General features: G+C 67.0%; 12 protein-coding genes. 5 read left to right on the top strand and 7 right to left on the bottom strand.

Going from position 1 to position 16,176, the window contains the following annotated elements:
* Positions 1-12: 12 nt before the first annotated feature.
* The gene (locus VF167_02710) at positions 13-888 is read right to left on the bottom strand and encodes a metallophosphoesterase (protein HEX6924309.1); all 876 of its coding nucleotides are present in this window, start codon (positions 886-888) and stop codon (positions 13-15) included.
* Positions 885-1,802 carry a hypothetical protein gene (locus VF167_02705; GenBank protein ID HEX6924308.1) on the bottom strand — a complete coding sequence of 306 codons (918 nt, stop codon included), beginning with the start codon at positions 1,800-1,802 and terminating at the stop codon, positions 885-887. The genes VF167_02710 and VF167_02705 overlap by 4 nt, the downstream gene beginning before the upstream one ends.
* Positions 1,803-1,928: 126 nt before the next feature.
* Between VF167_02705 and VF167_02700 the strand changes: the two genes are divergently transcribed.
* Positions 1,929-2,582: a hypothetical protein gene (locus VF167_02700; GenBank protein HEX6924307.1), complete on the top strand. Its 654-nt coding sequence runs from the start codon at positions 1,929-1,931 to the stop codon at positions 2,580-2,582.
* Between the two features lie 149 nt (positions 2,583-2,731).
* Here the strand turns inward: VF167_02700 and VF167_02695 are convergent, their stop codons facing one another.
* The 3 genes from VF167_02695 to VF167_02685 form a co-directional block, all read right to left on the bottom strand.
* Positions 2,732-3,196: a hypothetical protein gene (locus VF167_02695; protein HEX6924306.1), complete on the bottom strand. Its 465-nt coding sequence runs from the start codon at positions 3,194-3,196 to the stop codon at positions 2,732-2,734.
* A gap of 98 nt (positions 3,197-3,294) precedes the next feature.
* Positions 3,295-4,770 (bottom strand): diguanylate cyclase, encoded by a 1,476-nt coding sequence (locus VF167_02690; GenBank protein ID HEX6924305.1) that lies wholly within the window; start codon positions 4,768-4,770, stop codon positions 3,295-3,297.
* Positions 4,770-7,070, bottom strand: a complete 2,301-nt coding sequence (locus tag VF167_02685) for a GAF domain-containing protein (protein HEX6924304.1) — start codon at positions 7,068-7,070, stop codon at positions 4,770-4,772. The genes VF167_02690 and VF167_02685 overlap by 1 nt, the downstream gene beginning before the upstream one ends.
* 253 nt (positions 7,071-7,323) lie before the next feature.
* On the opposite strand from VF167_02685, the gene pabB reads away from it, so the two are divergent.
* Complete coding sequence (gene pabB / locus VF167_02680) at positions 7,324-9,129, top strand: aminodeoxychorismate synthase component I (protein HEX6924303.1); 1,806 nt, start codon at positions 7,324-7,326, stop codon at positions 9,127-9,129.
* Here pabB and VF167_02675 read toward each other — a convergent pair.
* Positions 9,030-10,283: an FAD-dependent monooxygenase gene (locus VF167_02675; protein ID HEX6924302.1), complete on the bottom strand. Its 1,254-nt coding sequence runs from the start codon at positions 10,281-10,283 to the stop codon at positions 9,030-9,032. The two genes, pabB and VF167_02675, sit on opposite strands and share 100 nt — an antisense overlap.
* A gap of 179 nt (positions 10,284-10,462) precedes the next feature.
* On the opposite strand from VF167_02675, the gene VF167_02670 reads away from it, so the two are divergent.
* Positions 10,463-10,879, top strand: a complete 417-nt coding sequence (locus VF167_02670) for a MarR family transcriptional regulator (GenBank protein ID HEX6924301.1) — start codon at positions 10,463-10,465, stop codon at positions 10,877-10,879.
* A 104-nt stretch (positions 10,880-10,983) separates the two neighbouring features.
* Here VF167_02670 and VF167_02665 read toward each other — a convergent pair whose 3' ends face one another.
* On the bottom strand, positions 10,984-12,501 hold the full coding sequence (locus VF167_02665; GenBank protein ID HEX6924300.1) for a diguanylate cyclase: 1,518 nt from the start codon (positions 12,499-12,501) through the stop codon (positions 10,984-10,986).
* A 71-nt stretch (positions 12,502-12,572) separates the two neighbouring features.
* On the opposite strand from VF167_02665, the gene VF167_02660 reads away from it, so the two are divergent.
* Entirely contained in the window at positions 12,573-13,853 is a 1,281-nt protein-coding gene (locus VF167_02660; GenBank protein ID HEX6924299.1) for an aminopeptidase, read from the top strand.
* Between the two features lie 310 nt (positions 13,854-14,163).
* Positions 14,164-16,176: leucine--tRNA ligase (gene leuS, locus VF167_02655; GenBank protein ID HEX6924298.1), on the top strand; the 2,013-nt coding region annotated here is incomplete at its 3' end.

Raw genomic sequence — 16,176 nt, 5'->3', positions numbered from 1 at the left:
AACTTCTACCTCCTAGCGCTTAACTCCCTCCTCCTGGCTTCTGGCTTCTGGCTCCTGGCTTCCCACTCCCTCCCCCAGCGGAATCTCATAAACGAAATACATATCCCCCCGGCCCTCTCGGCGGATGAGGTGGTGGGAGACGTTGTAGACGGGGACGCCGCCGGCCGTGCGGCCCTCGAAGGTGCCGTGGTGCGCATGGCCGTGGAAGGCGACCGAAACCTCGAAGCGATCGAGCGGCTCCGCCAGGCGATCGGTCCCGAGGAAGGGGTAGATCTGCTCCGGCTCACCGATCACCGTATCCACCACGGGCGCATAGTGCAGCAGGGCAATGCGGGTGGGCGTGGACAGTCGTCGCAGCGCCAGCTCGAGCTTCTGCACCTCCTCGAGGCACGAGGCTACGAAGTTCTTGGTGAGAGCCTCGCCAAACGCGGTGAGCGCTCGACGGCCGAACCCTCCCATGTATCCCTTCACTCCCGCGATTCCGACCTGATCGTTCAGTACATAGGTGTCCCCGTCGAGCACGTGGATGCCCCGGTCTCGAAGGATCTCGCAGACGGTTTCGGTCTCGCCGGCTTCGTGATCGTGGTTGCCGAGGACGGCAACGATCGGGATGTCCACGTCGGCGAGCTCTGCCACGGTCACACGCATCTCCGCCGGCGTGCCCCAGTTGGTGAGGTCCCCCGCCAGCAGGAGCACGTCGGCCTCGGCATTGACGCGGGCGAAGTGGTCGCGATAGGCGCCAGCGGTACTCTCCGAGGAATGGAAGTCGCCCACGGCGGCCACGCGCACGACAGCGCGACGCCGATCCCGCTTGCGCCGCTCGCGCTCGGGAGGAAGTGCGGGGCGGCCGGATTCGCCGGGGCCGTCTCGGCGCGGACCCTCCGTCATAGCTGGTATCGTCGCAGGTAATCGGCGGACATCTCCGACCGCTCGTCCCACACGTCGGCCGTCGCGATCTGCTGGATGATCGGCAGCTGCTCGGTACGTCGAACGTATTCGTCGCGCAGGTCCCGCATACCCCACTCGTTCACGTCGATCGCGAAGCTGAAGCGGGAGATGAGGGGGCCACGAGTCATCGACTCGCCGGACCGCTCTCGCCGCAGGTCCTCGCGGGCGCGGTCGAGTAGCGATTCGATCACCGCCGTGGGGACTCTGTCCCGCGCCTCGGGATACACGTAGGTGAACGTCTGCAGCTGGGAGAGCAGCAGCGGCCAGTGCTCGCCGGTCTTGCGCACCAGTCGATTCCAGTCGATGTGGGTGCCCTGACAGAGGATGAGGTGGACGATGTCCGCCATGTCCTGCCGATGACGCTCGCTGATGAAGAGTCGATGCCAGATCAGCTCTTCCACGGGCGAAACCCGCACGGGTCGGGCGGCGAGGATGGCGGGCTTGCTGTACCGGTACCAGTCCTCGTCGATGAGCGCGAGGCCATTCCCCATGCCGAAGATGAGGTCGACGAAATGCTCGCCGAGGGTAGCCTTGGCCAACCAGTGAGGCTGCTCCAGGCGGGTCACGAAGCCTGCAGCGCGGAGTACCCGCGCCGCCTCGACGATGTGGCCGGGGTCCAGGAAGAGGTCGAGATCCTTGGTCTCCCGGTAGATGCCGGTATGCTCGTAGATCGCGTACGCTCCGCTCACCACGTAGGGAATCCCTTCGCGGTTCAGTGCATCGAGCGCCCGCTTGTACTTCTCGCGCTCCTCTTCGGGAATCCAGAAGTCGCCGTGGGTGACCGACTTCTGCTCCTCGCGAGTGAGGCCGCCCCTGGGCGTCATATCGGGTATCGCGGCGTTATCGGTCGTCATGTGGCTCCGCAGAAGGGTTCCCGAGGGCCCGATCGAGCAAGAGTCGGACCCCCAACCTACTCCCGCCCGGCGGGAAGCGATCGGTGAGGCTGGCCGGCGGGGTCGCCGAACACTATGTTCGTGGCCATGTTCGAAGACCTCCAGAAGCTGTTCAAGGAGAGCCTCGCGGCCTTCCGTGCCGAGCTCAACAAGCGTGAGCCCGAGGACGAGGTCGCCCACCTGCTCAGCTCCATGCGGCGGGAGCTGGTGGAGGCGCGCGCGCTCATTCCCCGTCTGGAGGAGGATCTGGAGCGCATGCGCGCGCGGCTGGTGAGCGAGCGGGAGGAGCTGGAGCGGACGGAGCGGCGTGGCCAGCTGGCCAGCCGTATCAACGACGCGGAGACGGTACGGGTCGCGGAGGAGTTCGCGACCCGCCACCGCGAGCGCATCGTGGTACTGGAGCAGAAGATATCGGCCACCGAGGCGGAGCTGGCCCTCCGTCGCAAGGAAGCCGAGGACATGAAGCGCCAGTACCAGGAGGCGGAGGCGAACCGCTACGAGCTCGTCGCTCGGCTACGTCGAGCTTACGCGGGGGAGCGGATCCGCTCTGTCGCGGATGACGCCGCGCGCTCTTTCGACGAGTGGGAGCGGATGGCCGAGAAGGTCGGCGGCAACAGCGCGTACGCCGAGGCGCTGGAAGACCTCGATGACACTCCTCCGCATCCCGGCAGCTCGGCCCCGTCAGCCGAGGAGGTTGAGGCCCGGCTGCAGGAGCTGAAGCGGAGGATGGGGAAGAGTTGAGGAGCGGGTCCGCCTGGTCTCCGCAGCGGGCAGTGTTGTCTGTTTACCGTCGAGTTTGCTGCCGTACCGACAAAGGAAAGCGCCGCCTTCAGTGAACTGGAGGCGGCACTTCTTTCGCAGCGGGTTTCGGAGTCGGTGAAGCCTAGCTTTCAGTACCCGCGAAAGCCCCGATCGTATCTCCACCGCCCTCCATACCTGCGACCACGCCGGCCGGGGGGCTCTTCATAGGGATCGTACCCCATCGGGTTGGCGGAGTAGTCGCGATCGTAGTCGGCGTCCCAGCCGTAATCCCGCTGATCGGCACCGCGAAATCGGCCCCGGGTCACACGAAACGGAGTGTGCGTGCCGCGGTCATTGAAGGGGTCACCGACATCCCTCTCCCAGCGGCCGCGATACTCCGCGTCGTAGCGCTCGCCGCTCCACATCCGCGGATGGCGGGGCTCCCCGCGGAAGCCGCGGTCGTAGCGCCAACGCTCCCATTCCGGGCCGGATTCGTGGCTTTCAGGTACGTCGCTCCAGGGGGAGTAGCCGCGGAAACCGCGAGGGCGCTCCCGCTCCCAGCGCCGTCCGTAATCGCGGTCGTATCCGTAGTCGCGATCATAGAAGAGGGCCATGACCAACCTCCCGGGCTCTGGTTGTCCGAAATCGGTGCGAGCCGGCTGAGGGACGGCGAAGGTGCAAGCGGCGTACCGGGGACCGACCTGCGCCTGTCTCAGGCGGCTCGCGCCGATAGCAGCTGCTTCCAGGAGATCGGCGTGCTCTCGCCGGGGCGGCCGGTGCCTTTGGCGGAGTAGAGGGCGCGGTCCGCGTGCGCGATGAGCCCCTCCGCGATCGTCTCGACCAGGGTATCGTCGCCGAGCAGCGGCTCGTCTCCATCGGTTGCCAGGGAGACGGTGCCGATGCCGACGCTCAGATGGATGGGGATCGAAGTCCCCTCGACCTCCACACGCAGGTCCGCGCCGCGATCCAGCAGGCGCTGGGCCGCCATGGCGGCGCCCGCCGCGGTAGTATCCGGCAGGATCACGATGAACTCGTCGCCGCCGTAGCGGCCGACGATATCGCTCTCCCGGACGCATTCGCAGAGGAAGCGGCCTACCGTGGAAAGAGCCCGGTCGCCCGCGGGGTGACCATACCGGTCGTTGATCTGCTTGAACCGGTCGAGGTCGATCATCAGCAGCGAGAGCTCGTCTCCCCGTCGGAGGCTACGTTTCAGCGCATGGCGGAGCTGCTGGATGGCGAAGCCGCGCAGGTACGCCCCGGTGAGGGAGTCCAGCGTGGCCATGTCGTACAGAAGCGAATTCTGCACCGCGGCCGCAGCCTGGTTGGCGAAGATCTCCAGGAGCTCCCGATCGCGCCCCTGACCGGTGCGGCGATCGAGGTAGATGACGCCGACGGTCCGGCTGCCCAGGATGAGGGGTACGGCGCTGGCCTCATCTTCGACGCACGCTGCGCCCCGCTGGAGTGCCTCCTGGATCAGCCTCTGCTCACCGTCCGACAGGGCCGCGGTCTTGTCGGCGCCGTGATAGCGGCCGGTGCCGAAGCGGATGTGCATGTCGGTGTTGTCGACCAGCGCCACGAAGCCCTCGCTGCTTCCGCCCGCGAGCCTCGGCGTGGACGCCTCGGGATTGACCGTGGCAACGAAGGAGTTGTCGGCGCCGAGCAGCGCCTCGACCTGCCACAGGAGCCCCTCGAGGAGGTCGTCCATCGGCTGCAGGCGGTGCAGCTCGGGGGTGAGGTCCAGGATGTAGCGCAGCCCTTTGCGGTTCTTCTCCATCGCCAGTACGTGGCGATACGTCTTGAGGGCGCAGTCCACCCAGAGCAGTAGCCGCTCCGCCCCATCCCCTTTGTCGTGGTACCCCTGGATATCGAGCTCGCGCAGCATCACCCGGGCGGGCTTCTCACCCGAGTATCCGGTCTGGAGGATGATCTGAACGAGCTGGTCGCGCTTCCTGATCTCCCGCACCACCTCCTCGCCCGTCATCCCGGGCATGAAGTAGTCGACCAGGATGAGCTGAATGGGTTCGCGGTTGAAGGCCTCGATTCCCGCAGGTCCGTCCGGCGCGGTGATCACGCGGTGCCCCTCAGCCTCCAATAAAGCTCGGGTCGACGCCAGGATGTCCGGGCTGTCGTCGATGACGAGCAGGGTGTAACCCGAGCTCTGGACAGACGAGCTGTATTTGCGCGCCATTACTTCTGATCCGGGGTGAGGGGAGGAAAGCGCACGGTGAACCGGGTGCCCACCCCGGGTTCACTGACCACCGAGATGTCCCCGTGGAAGTGAGAGGTGACGATGCTGTGCACGATCGACAGGCCGAGCCCCGTCCCTTTGCCCACGTCCTTGGTGGTGAACAGATAGTCGAAGATCTTCGGCCGAATGGCCTCGGGGATGCCACAACCCTTGTCATCGATCTCGAGGACCACCGAGCCGGCTTCATTACGGGCTCGCACCCACACGTCGCCCGCTTCGCCCTCGTAGGCGTCGACCGCGTTGCTGATGAGGTTCTGGAGAATCAACGAGAACTTGCCACGGTCGCCGACCAGCGTAAGGTCCGGCTCGACCTCGGTCAGCACCTGCACGTGGCGATTGCGAAGCTCGTGGCCGAGCAGCGTCACCACTGTGTCGATCTCTTCGGCCACGCCGAAGGCGGCGTGAACGGTCTCCTCGCCGGTGCGGGTCTGCCCTTTGATCGTGCGCACGAACTGTGCGACCTTGCGCGTGGCCGCTTCCGCCATGCGGATGGCCTCCAGCAAGTCGTGCGCGATGGCCGCGTGATCCTCGGCGGTAACTTCGGGATCCCCGATGGACGCCTGGTACTCGCTGGCGTACGAGTTTGCGAGCTGTAGGCAGTTGAGGATGCCGCCCAGCGGCGAATTGATCTCGTGGGCGATGCCAGCGGTGATGCGACCGAGCGCCGCCATCTTCTCGGACACGACCAGCCGCTCCTGGCTCTCGCGCAGCTCGGAGTAGGCTCGCTTCAGCTCCTCCGTCTGCGCCCGCAGCGCGCGGGAGAGGTCGGTCTGCTCGCGATAGAGCTGGGCGTTGTCGATCGCGATCGAGGCGTAGCCCGTCAGCTTTCTTAGCGCGTCCAGGTCCTCGTCCGAAGGGGGCGGAGCGCCCTCGGCGCGGGTGACCATGAGCGCACCCCAGATGCGCGCTCGGGACTCGAGCGGCAGCACCACGCCTGGCCCGTGACGGATGTCGTGGACGAAGCCCCGCGGGTCATCGGAGACGCAGGGGGAGATCGCCGGAGACGCCGTGGCGACGCTCCACCCCATGAGCGTGCCCTGTATCGGAACCGACTGGCCCTGGCTGGAGCTCAGGGTACCTCTAGTAGCGGCGAGCTTCAGGTGCTCACCGTCTTCAGTGATCAGACCCAGCGCCACTCCGCGTGCGCCCACCAGCATCTCGGCAGCGCGAACCACCAGCCCGAGGACCTCGTCCAGACCGAGTGTGCCGGTGACCGCCCGTCCCACCTCGGCAATCAACGAATTGTCGGAGAGCATCCGCCGAAGGGGGCCGATCTGCCGCATCGGCTCGATGGGGGCGGCGTGGCGCGCCAGCAGGTGAAGGTTTTCGACTTCGGTGGGAGCATAGCTGCCACCGTCGCGTCGATTGATGGCGGCGAGCGCCCCGAAAGTCTTGCCCGCGGCGACCAGCGGCACGACCAGCGCATTCTGGACCTCGTCCTCCGCCTCTCCCGCCCCGAAGAGCGCCTCGTCACCGCTCGCGCGGCACCAGGCGCGGGAGCGGCCGGAGCGCACCACCTCGCCGAAGATCGTTCCCTCCATCGGGATCAGACCGTCGGGGAGGGAAGGTACCGATCCCGCCGACGCCGCCAGCTCCAGCGCCTGGCGGCTGCCGTGGCGGAAGAGGAGCAGGGCGCCGCCGGCGGAGGTCAGTTCCAGGACTCCTTCCGCGACCAGCTGCAGTGCAGTGGGAAGGTCCTCGCTGCTCGCGAGCAGGCTCGCCAGCCGGGAAGCATAGGTAATGATCCCCTCCCGGCCGCGCACCGCATCGGCGCCGGCCCCTTCCAGCACCGGTACGAGCTGGACCGCCACCATCTCCGCCAGATCGACATCCTCGCCCTGCGGTCGTGCACCGCCCTCGTATACAAGGTGGACGAGACCCACCACCACCTCCCCGGAGATTACCGGCACCGCCACCTCCGATCGCGTCTGTCCGGGAAGGCTGCTGACGAAATCGGCCTCCACGTACGAGTTCAGGACCTTCTGTGTGCTCTTCTGCGCGAGGGCGCGCGCGAGCACACCGGTTCCGGCTCGCCGTCGCATCCCGACGGCTTCGCCTCGACGCTCCCCGTTCCCGGAGCGTCCGAGGAGGACCAGCTCGTTGGCGATCGGCTCGATGCGGTAGATGTGCACCGTCGGGGAGGCCAACTGGTCGGCCAGAAAGGCAGTAGCTTCCGCGGCGACGCCGTAGCCGTCGGACCAGTCGCCGATTCTCTCCCGGAAGGATTCGATGGCATGCAAGGGCGAAAGGCGGGGCGCCTGAGCGGACAGTGCGGGGGTCATGAACGACGGGCTGACAGGGTTTGCGTACTGCGGAAAGCCGGTCTATGCTAGCTTCCCTTCCGGCCGAGCGAATTGCGTCGCACCGTGTTCAGTATCGGCACGGGGGAGGGCGCGCTTCACCCTTCCGATCAGCCACTTACCGGAGGTCGGAACGGCGAGAGCTGGTTCCTCCCCCCCCTCGCTGGTGGCATGGATGTCGGAGCGTTTTTCGATGAAGCAGCAACAGAGGGAGCCATACGCGCGCTTCGACGCCTTTCATGCAGGTGGGCGCGGATGGGAGCTGTCGAGACCCCTGGGGGTGATCGAGGCGTGGCGGTCCACGGAGGTGGAGCCCGCCCTGCGCGCGTTGGAGAACGTGGTAGCGGGGGGAGCCTACGCGGGAGGGTTCGTGACCTACGAGGCAGCCTCCGCGATCGATCCAAAGCTCACGACGCGGCCCGCGCGGACCGATCTGCCCCTGCTCTGGTTCGGCCTTTTCGGTGAGCGCCGCGAGGTGAGGCCGCCGTCGCCTTCTGCAGCGACCCTCTCCGCCGTAGAACCACCCTGGACGGCGAGCCTGGCGAGCGATGAATACGCGCGGAGAGTCGCGCGCGTCCGAGAGTGGATCGCGGCGGGCGATACCTACCAGGTGAACCTCACCTTCCAGCTGCAGGGCACGGCGCCCGAAGGGGGCTCCGATTTCGATCTGTACGCCACCCTTGGACACGCTCAACGGGCCGCCTATTGCGCCCTGCTGCGGCTCCCCGGCGTCTCGGTCCTCTCCATCTCGCCGGAGCTCTTCTTCCGCTGGTCGGGGGATGAGCTGGAGCTGCGACCGATGAAGGGCACCTGCCGGCGTGGTCGCTGGCCGGCCGAGGACCGCAGGTTGGCGGAAGCGCTCCGTCGCTCCGGGAAGGAGCGGGCGGAGAACCTCATGATCGTGGACCTGCTACGCAACGACGCCGGCCGGGTAGCGGAGTTCGGCTCGGTGCAGGTGACCCGCCTCTTCGAGGTCGAATCCTATCCGACGGTTCACCAGCTCACCACGACGATTCGGGCCCGCACTCGTCCCGACCTCACGCTGTACGACCTCTTCCGGGCGCTGTTCCCCAGCGGCTCCGTGACCGGAGCACCCAAGGTGCGGACCATGGAGATCATCGCAGAGTTGGAAGGCACTCCGCGCGGGGTGTACACGGGCGCGGTGGGATTCGTGACGCCGGAGGAGGTCGTCTTCAACGTGCCGATCCGCACGCTGCTGATGTTCGAGGGCGGTCGGCTCGAAATGGGGGTGGGGAGCGGCATCACCTACGATTCGACGCCCGCCGCGGAGTACGCGGAGTGCCTCCAGAAGGCCGCGTTCACCACCCACCGCATCCCCCCATTCTCCCTGCTCGAGACGCTGCTATACGATCCGGCGAGCGGGTATCGTCTGCTGGAGCAGCACCTGGACCGCCTGGCCGCCTCCGCCGCCTACTTCGGTTACCCCTTCGACCCGGCAGAAGCGCGGGCGGCTCTGGCTGCGGCGACGGAGGGGCAGCCGGATCCCCGCCGGGTGCGGCTGCTCCTCTCGTCGGAAGGGTCATTGTCGGTGGAGAGCTCTCCCTTCGCTCCACAGCCAGAGCCGCTCTTCGCACGCATCGCGGCCGAGCCGGTTCGCAGCGACGACGTATTCCTCTTCCACAAGACGACCCTGCGTGAGCCGTACGAGCGTCGTCTCTCGGAGCGGCCGGGATTCGACGAGGTGCTGATGGTCAACGAGCGCGGTGAGCTCACCGAGTTCGCCAACGGCAACCTGGTCGTCCAGCTCGAGGACGAGCACTGGACTCCGCCGCTTCGTTGTGGGTTGCTCCCCGGGGTGATGCGTCGCGCGCTGCTGGAGGAGGGCAGCGTTCGCGAGAGGATCCTACGCCCCGAGGAGCTGGAGCGCGCTACCGCCATCTACCGTGTCAATTCGGTCCGCGGGTGGAACCGCGTGGAGGTGGTGCTGGACGCCGCCGCCGGCGCCAACTCGCCTGGACCCGCCCAGTCGATGCGGTAGTCGTGGACCCACGACATCGCCCCTTCGCGCGCGAACAGCCGCAGCGCCGCGGGCATGATGAGGTCGCGCGTCTTCAAGGCAAGCCAGGACTTCGGCGCCTTGTAGGCCCCACGGCGGCGGCCGCTAGCCACAACGCGCTCGGCGCGCGGCCTGCGCGCGGCCTCGTACGCCGCCAGCGCATCGTCGATCCTGCCGTGGCGGCGCAGGGCGTGAGCAAGCATCAGGGCGTCCTCCAGCGCCATCGAGGCTCCCTGCCCCGCGCTCGGCGAGACCGCGTGCGCGGCGTCTCCCAGCAACACGACCCGCTTGCTGTGCCAGGTGGACAGGCTCGGCATGTCGTGGATGGGGAAGGCCCCGATGTGCGGGGTCGCCTCGATCAGCTCGAGCACGAACGCCGCATCCCTACCGAAGAGCTCACGCAGCTGGGCCTTCCAGGCGTCCGTCGAGATTGCGTCCAGCTCGCCGCGGGCGGGTTCCCTATCACGGCTGGCGTTGGCGAACCACCAGGCCTCGCCGTCGGGACGAACCGTGTAGCCGAAGAAGGCGAATCTCCCCCACATCATCCGCATCGTGTGCGGCGTGGGTGCGAGACCCGAGCTCCGCACGATGCCTCCCAGGTTCAGCAGCCCGGTGTAGCTCGGAGCGGGCGCAGAGGGATCCATGACTGCCCGCACTCGGCTGCGAATCCCGTCAGCGCCGACCAGGAGATCGCCCTCCACTACGCTACCGTCGGCGAAGCGTGCGACCACTCCATCCGGCTTCTCGCGGTAATCCACCAGCCTGCGGCCGTAGTGGATCTCGATTCCGCGGCCGGTCGCCTGGTCGGCGAGTACCTTCTGAAGGGTGCCGCGCATCAGCGTGGGGCTCGGCACTTCACCGTCGAGCCACCCGGCAGAGACTGCTCCCAGGCGCTTCCCGTTCGAGCTGATGAACTCGAGGGTGGGCGTGGGAATCAAATCCGCCCGCAGCAGGGGATCGAGAAGATCCAGTTGCCGCAGCACGCGCAGGCCGTTCACGGCGATGGTGAGGAAGAGCCCCTCCGTCTCCGCGGGTCCCTCCGCCGCTTCAAAGACCTCCGCCTCGAGCCCCGCCTGCCGCAGGGCCGCCGCCGCCACCGGCCCGCCTATGCCGCCTCCAATCACGATCGCTCGCATGGGAACCTCCTTGACTGCGAGTACGGCTTCGTACCTTATTTCGTTCGAGCGAACTAACTAATTAACGGGAGGGTGAGTTGTCAAGAGGGGAACGACCGAAGTCGCGTCGCGAAACGGCGCCTCGCGAGAAGTCTCGACGCGAGGAGCTGCTGAAAGAGCTATCGGCTGCCGGCAGGGCGATGAGCGATGCGGCCGTGATGTTTCACACGGCGATGGCAGCGAAGCTCGGTCTGGGTCCGAGTGACTGGAAGACCTTGGGCCTGCTGGAGCGTTACGGTCCGCAGACCGCGGGGGAGCTGGCGGAGCGGTCGGGGCTCGCCCGGCCGTCGGTCACCGGGATCCTGGACCGGCTGGAGCGAGGCGGGTGGCTGCGGCGGGAGCGGGATCCTGAAGACGGGAGACGGGTGGTGGTCCGTCTGGACGAAGCCGCGGCGCGATCCTTTATCGGCGCCTACTTCGAAGGGCTGGCTCGGCGCCTCGAGGGGCTGTACGCCCGCTACGACGACAGCGAGCTAGAGTTGTTGCTGGAGTTCATGCGGGAGGTGGCTCGCCGGCAGACCGAGGCGACGGCCGAGCTGGAGGGCTTGCCCGAATAGCTCGCTGCGGTCTGCGTCGGCTGTCTGCGGCCGGCTTGGGGTGCGGCGGGGTCTGCGCCGCGTCCGGGCGTTGCGGCGGGCCCGGGGTCTTTACACTTCGCGGCTCAGGCCGCGCAGTCCAGCACCGCCTCGTCCCAGGTGATCTGGGCCACTTCGGCGAGCTCTCCGGTCCCCTTCCTCACGTACAGCGCCGCGTCCGCTCGGGCGATCAGCTCGCCCGAGACCCGGTCGAGCACGTCGGGCTGCAGCAGATTGTACCTGGGCCCGTCGTTCATCGGCAGCAGGGTGGCGGCGCCCACGCTCATGTGCACCGTAAAGGTCCCGCGCTCCGTCCGCACCAGCGCGCCGTTGACCGCGGCCATGACCCGCCGCGCGACGATTTCGGCGCCCTCGGCTGGCGTGTCGGGCAGGATGGCGATGAACTCGTCGCCGCCATAGCGGGCCACGCAGTCGGTTTCCCGGACGGAGCGGCTCAATAGCTGCCCCACGACGTGCAGGGCCCGGTCACCCGCGAGGTGGCCGTACGTGTCGTTGATGGGCTTGAACTTGTCCAGGTCCATCATCAGGACCGACAGCGGCAGGCTGTTGCGGTAGCTCCGCTTGAGCTGCTGCTGGAACTGCTGCATCGCGTACCCCCGCAGGAAGACGCCCGAGGTGGGGTCCTTGGTCGCCAGGTCGTACAGCATCGTGTTCTCGCCGTACAGCAAGGCACTCTGCAGCGCAGAGGCGGCCTGGGTGGCGAAGATCTCCAGCAGCTCGCGATCCCGCTCGTAGTCCGGGCGGCGGTCGATGAAGATCGCCCCCAGCATCTGGGAGCCGAGGCGCAGCGGGAGCACGCTCACGCCACCGCTGAAGCTGATCCGTCCCGTCTCCATCGCCTCTCGCACGAGCCTGCGTTCCGGCTCCGGCAGCGACTCGGTCGAGATTCCCGGCCGAAAGCGGCCGGTGCCCACCCGAATCTCCATCTGCGTCCGCTGCTCATCCCGATCGGCGAGCGCCACGAAGCCCTCGAGCGACTCCGTCTTGGCGGCCGTAGCCGCGACCCTGGCCAGCTCCGGGGAGGAGTAGGTGGCGAGGAAGCAGTTTTCGGCGCCCACCAGCCCTTCCACCTGCCAGAGAAGCCCCTGCAGGAGCTCGTCGACCGGCTGCAGGCGATGGAGGTCCGGGGTGATGTCCAGGATGTACTGGAGCCCCAGCCGGTGCTTCTCCGTAGAAAGAGCGCTACGATAGGCTTTGAGCGCGGAATCCACCCAGAGCAGAAGCTGCTCCGCCCCCGCGCCCTTGTCGTGATATCCCTGGATATCCAGCTGGCGGAGCATCATGCGCGCCGGCTTCTCTCCGGAGTACCCCGTCTGCAGGATGATCTGGACGAGGCGGTCGCGGGAGCGGATCGCACGTACCACTTCCTCCCCGGTCATTCCCGGCATGAAGAAGTCGACGAGGATGAGGTGGGGATGCTCGCGCTCCGCCAGGGCGATTCCCGATGGCCCGTCCGTGGCGGTGAGAACGCGGTGGCCCTCGGCCTCGAGCAGCGACCGGCACGATTGCACGATGTCCGGGCTGTCATCGATCACCAGGATGGTATGGCCGCTGGGAGTGGCGTTCTGATATTTTCGCGCCATGGGTCGATTACAGCGAGAATGATCGGGCAGGACCAAACTTCTATGCACCCTGTCAGGATCGGCATGGGGGGATGAAATCTGAAGCGAGGACAGCGGGTTCTGGCGGGCCGTTCGCGACCGCGGGAACGCCGTTCCGCCGAGCCCTCTGGCGGTATAGCACGGCGCTACTGCTGGTGGGGTTATGCACCTTCGCCGGCTGCTCGCCGTTCTACGTGCTGCGCGCGGGGTACGAGGAGGCGAAGATCCTCAGCCGCCGACAGTCGATCGCGAAGCTGGTCCGCGACACCACCACACCCCCCGAAACGCGCGAGAAGCTCCGCCTGGTGCTCGCGGCGCGTCAATTCGCGGTAGATTCGCTCGGGCTCGACGCGGGGGACAGCTACACCACCTTCTCCCGACTCGACTCCGACACCCTCGCGCTGATCATCTCCGCCGCCTACCGCGACCGTTTTGAGCCGTACACCTGGTGGTTCCCCATCGTCGGGCACGTTCCGTACAAGGGGTACTTCAGCGAACGCAAGGCCCGTGAGGCGATTCGCAACCTGGAACGGAAGGGGTTGGATACCTACCTCCGTCCGACCTCCGCTTTCAGTACGCTGGGGTGGTTCAACGATCCCCTGGTCTCACCGCTGCTCCGCTACGACTCGGTGACCCTTGCCGGGACCGTGATCCACGAGCTGACTCACAACACGATGTACGTGCCGGGTCAGGCCGCCTTCAACGAGAGCCTGGCAGAATTCGTGGGCAGCCGCGGGGCGGTGGCTTTCTTCTGCGCGAGGATGGGGACGGAGGCCCCGGAGTGTACTGAGGCGCGCGCGGCCTGGCGGGACCAGCTCGTATACGGGGAGTTCCTGGACCGGCTGGTGACGGAGCTCGATTCCCTCTACAACCGGTCGGATATCGGGACGCCGGAGAAGCTCGCCCGGCGCGAGGAGATCTTCGAGCGTGCGCGAGAGAAGTTCCGGACCGAGGTACGCCCGCGCCTGACTCTGCTCAGCTACGAGAGCTTCCTGCGCATCCCGCTCAACAACGCCACGCTACTCTCACGCCGGCTATATTATCACCGCCTCGACCTCTTCGAGGAGCTCTACCGGCGGATGGGAGGCGACCTTCGCCGCACTCTCGAGGTCATCCTGGCCTCCGCTCGGGAACGGCGGGACGACCCCTACGCCGCGGTTGAGCGGCTGATACGGTCGATGGATCCGCCCGCCAGCGATAGTGCGGATTCGTCTGCGAGCGACGGTACGGATCCATACGCGACTGGTGGTGCGGATTCGCCCGCCAGCGACAATTCAGACGGACTCGCCGGCGACAGTTCGGATCCACCCGCAAATGAGGGCGGAGACCCCTAGACCCTCCAGATCGCCGGCATGAACCGCCGGCCACGTTGCGCAGAACGCCGGTGGTGCCCCCCGCTGGAGCGTATCGGTGGCTCGAGCGATCAGCCAATCGCCGGGTTCGAACCACTGCCTCAACGTCGGTGTATCAAAAGGGCTCCGCTCGAAAGGGTCCCGCACGACGGGCCCCGTTCTTCACGCGGGTTGCGTCACTGATTAGCTTCCAGGCCGCGCAGCAGGGTTGCTGGCGCGGGGTTATCTGCTTTTCTCCCGCGGCGTCCCTCCGTACGGGAGGTGTGCGCCGAGCACGTTGGAACGGATCGTCATGACCGATCATCCGGAGACGGCTACCTATTCGCCCGCGGAAGTCGAGCGGAAGTGGCAGGCGCGCTGGGCCGAGCGCGGGGTCAACAGCTACACCGACGAGGAGCTCCGCGAACGGGGGAGGAACGGGCGGCCGTTCTACAACCTGATGATGTTCCCCTACCCGTCGGCTGAAGGCCTGCACGTGGGGAACATCTACGCCTTCACGGGCGCGGACATCTACGGCCGGTACAAGCGGCTGTGCGGGTACGACGTCTTCGAGCCGATCGGTTTCGATGCCTTCGGCATCCACTCGGAGAACTTTGCCCTCAAGGTCGGCACCCACCCGATGGAGCTGATCCCGCAGAACATCGAGCGGTTCACGCGCCAGCTGAAGCGGGTCGGCTTCATGTACGACTGGAACCACACGGTCGACACGACCAGCCCGGAGTACTACCGCTGGACGCAGTGGCTCTTCCTGCAGCTCTTCAAGGCGGGGCTGGCGGTGAAGAAGGAGGCGCCGGTGAACTGGTGCCCCTCCTGCAACACCGTGCTGGCTAACGAGCAGGTGATCGGCGGCGCCTGCGAGCGGTGCGGCACCCCGGTGGAGATGCGGAACCTGTCGCAGTGGTTCTTCCGCATCACCGAGTACGCCCCACGGCTGCTCGACAACCTGTCCTGGATCGACTGGTCGGAGACCACCCGTAAGGCGCAGGAGAACTGGATCGGTCGCAGCGAGGGGGCGCGAATCCGCTTCCCCCTGGCGCGACCCCGGGTGGCCGAGGATCGGCACCAACCGGCGCAGCTCCATCCCGAGCGGCCGGTCATCGAGGTGTTCACCACGCGGCCGGACACGATCTTCGGCGCCACCTACATGGTCCTGGCTCCGGAGCACCCGCTGGTCGACCGGATCACCACCCCGGATTGCGAAGAAGCCGTGAGGGGGTACCGCAGCCGGGCTGCCTCCATGGATCTGGTGACCCGGAAGAAGACGGACAAGGAGAAGACTGGTGTAGACACCGGCGCCAAGGCGGTGAATCCCGCGACGGGGGAGGAGATCCCGGTCTGGATCGCCGACTACGTGCTGATGGAGTACGGGACGGGCGCCATCATGGCAGTCCCGGGGCACGACGAGCGCGACTTCGAGTTCGCAAGCAAGTTCGGCCTGCCGATCCGCCGCGTGATCGCGGCGGAGGGGGAGACGGCGGATACGCCGCTCGAGGAAGCGTACGTCGGGCCGGGCACGCTGGTGAACTCCGGTCGCTTCGATGGCCTGGATTGGAAGGACGGGGCCCGGGCGATCGTGGAGGAGCTGGGTCGTCAGGGGCTGGCCGAACCGCAGGTGAATTACCGGCTCCACGACTGGTGCATCTCACGTCAGCGGTACTGGGGGCCGCCGATCCCCATCCTCTACTGCGACGCCTGCGGCATCGTACCGGTACCGGAAGACGAGCTGCCGGTGCAGCTCCCCTATGTCGAGGATTACCGGCCCGACGCGTCCGGGATCTCGCCGCTCGCGCGCCACAGTGAGTGGTATCTAACGGAGTGCCCCTCGTGTGGGGGTAAAGCGCGACGGGAGACCGACGTCTCGGACACGTTCCTGGATTCGGCCTGGTACTTCCTGCGCTACCCGTCCGCGAGCAACGACGCGCTGCCATTCGACCCGGAGCTCACCCGGATGTGGCTGCCGGTGCACAGCTACATCGGAGGGAACGAGCACGCCGTGCTGCACCTGCTCTACGCGCGCTTCGTCACCATGGCGCTGAAGGACCTCGGTCTGATCGACTTCGAGGAGCCGTTCCAGCGCTTCCGCGCCCACGGCCTGATCATCAAGGACGGGGCTAAGATGTCGAAGTCGCGCGGGAACGTCGTGGTCCCCGACGAGTACATCGAAAGGTTCGGGGCAGACACCTTCCGGACCTACCTGATGTTCCTGGGCCCCTACCAGGAGGGAGGGGACTTCCGCGAGGCGGGCATCACCGGGCCGCACGGCTTCCTGAATCGACTGTGGGATTCGGTGCTGGGCGCGGAGGAG

The sequence above is a fragment of the Longimicrobiaceae bacterium genome (assembly GCA_036375715.1).
In the GTDB taxonomy this organism is placed as follows: domain Bacteria; phylum Gemmatimonadota; class Gemmatimonadetes; order Longimicrobiales; family Longimicrobiaceae; genus DASVBS01.
The sequence above is the reverse complement of the archived record's forward strand: the minus strand, read 5'-3'. Positions and strand labels throughout refer to the sequence as shown.

Bases quoted from the DNA above. Each gene is read 5' to 3' on its own strand.
- VF167_02710 (HEX6924309.1), bottom strand. From the start codon at position 888: ATGACGGAGGGTCCGCGCCGAGACGGCCCCGGCGAATCCGGCCGCCCC.
- VF167_02665 (HEX6924300.1), bottom strand. From the start codon at position 12,501: ATGGCGCGAAAATATCAGAACGCCACTCCCAGCGGCCATACCATCCTG.
- VF167_02670 (HEX6924301.1), top strand. From the start codon at position 10,463: ATGAGCGATGCGGCCGTGATGTTTCACACGGCGATGGCAGCGAAGCTC.
- VF167_02675 (HEX6924302.1), bottom strand. From the start codon at position 10,283: ATGCGAGCGATCGTGATTGGAGGCGGCATAGGCGGGCCGGTGGCGGCG.
- VF167_02700 (HEX6924307.1), top strand. From the start codon at position 1,929: ATGTTCGAAGACCTCCAGAAGCTGTTCAAGGAGAGCCTCGCGGCCTTC.
- VF167_02660 (HEX6924299.1), top strand. From the start codon at position 12,573: ATGAAATCTGAAGCGAGGACAGCGGGTTCTGGCGGGCCGTTCGCGACC.
- pabB (HEX6924303.1), top strand. From the start codon at position 7,324: ATGAAGCAGCAACAGAGGGAGCCATACGCGCGCTTCGACGCCTTTCAT.
- VF167_02705 (HEX6924308.1), bottom strand. From the start codon at position 1,802: ATGACGACCGATAACGCCGCGATACCCGATATGACGCCCAGGGGCGGC.
- VF167_02690 (HEX6924305.1), bottom strand. From the start codon at position 4,770: ATGGCGCGCAAATACAGCTCGTCTGTCCAGAGCTCGGGTTACACCCTG.
- VF167_02695 (HEX6924306.1), bottom strand. From the start codon at position 3,196: ATGGCCCTCTTCTATGATCGCGACTACGGATACGACCGCGATTACGGA.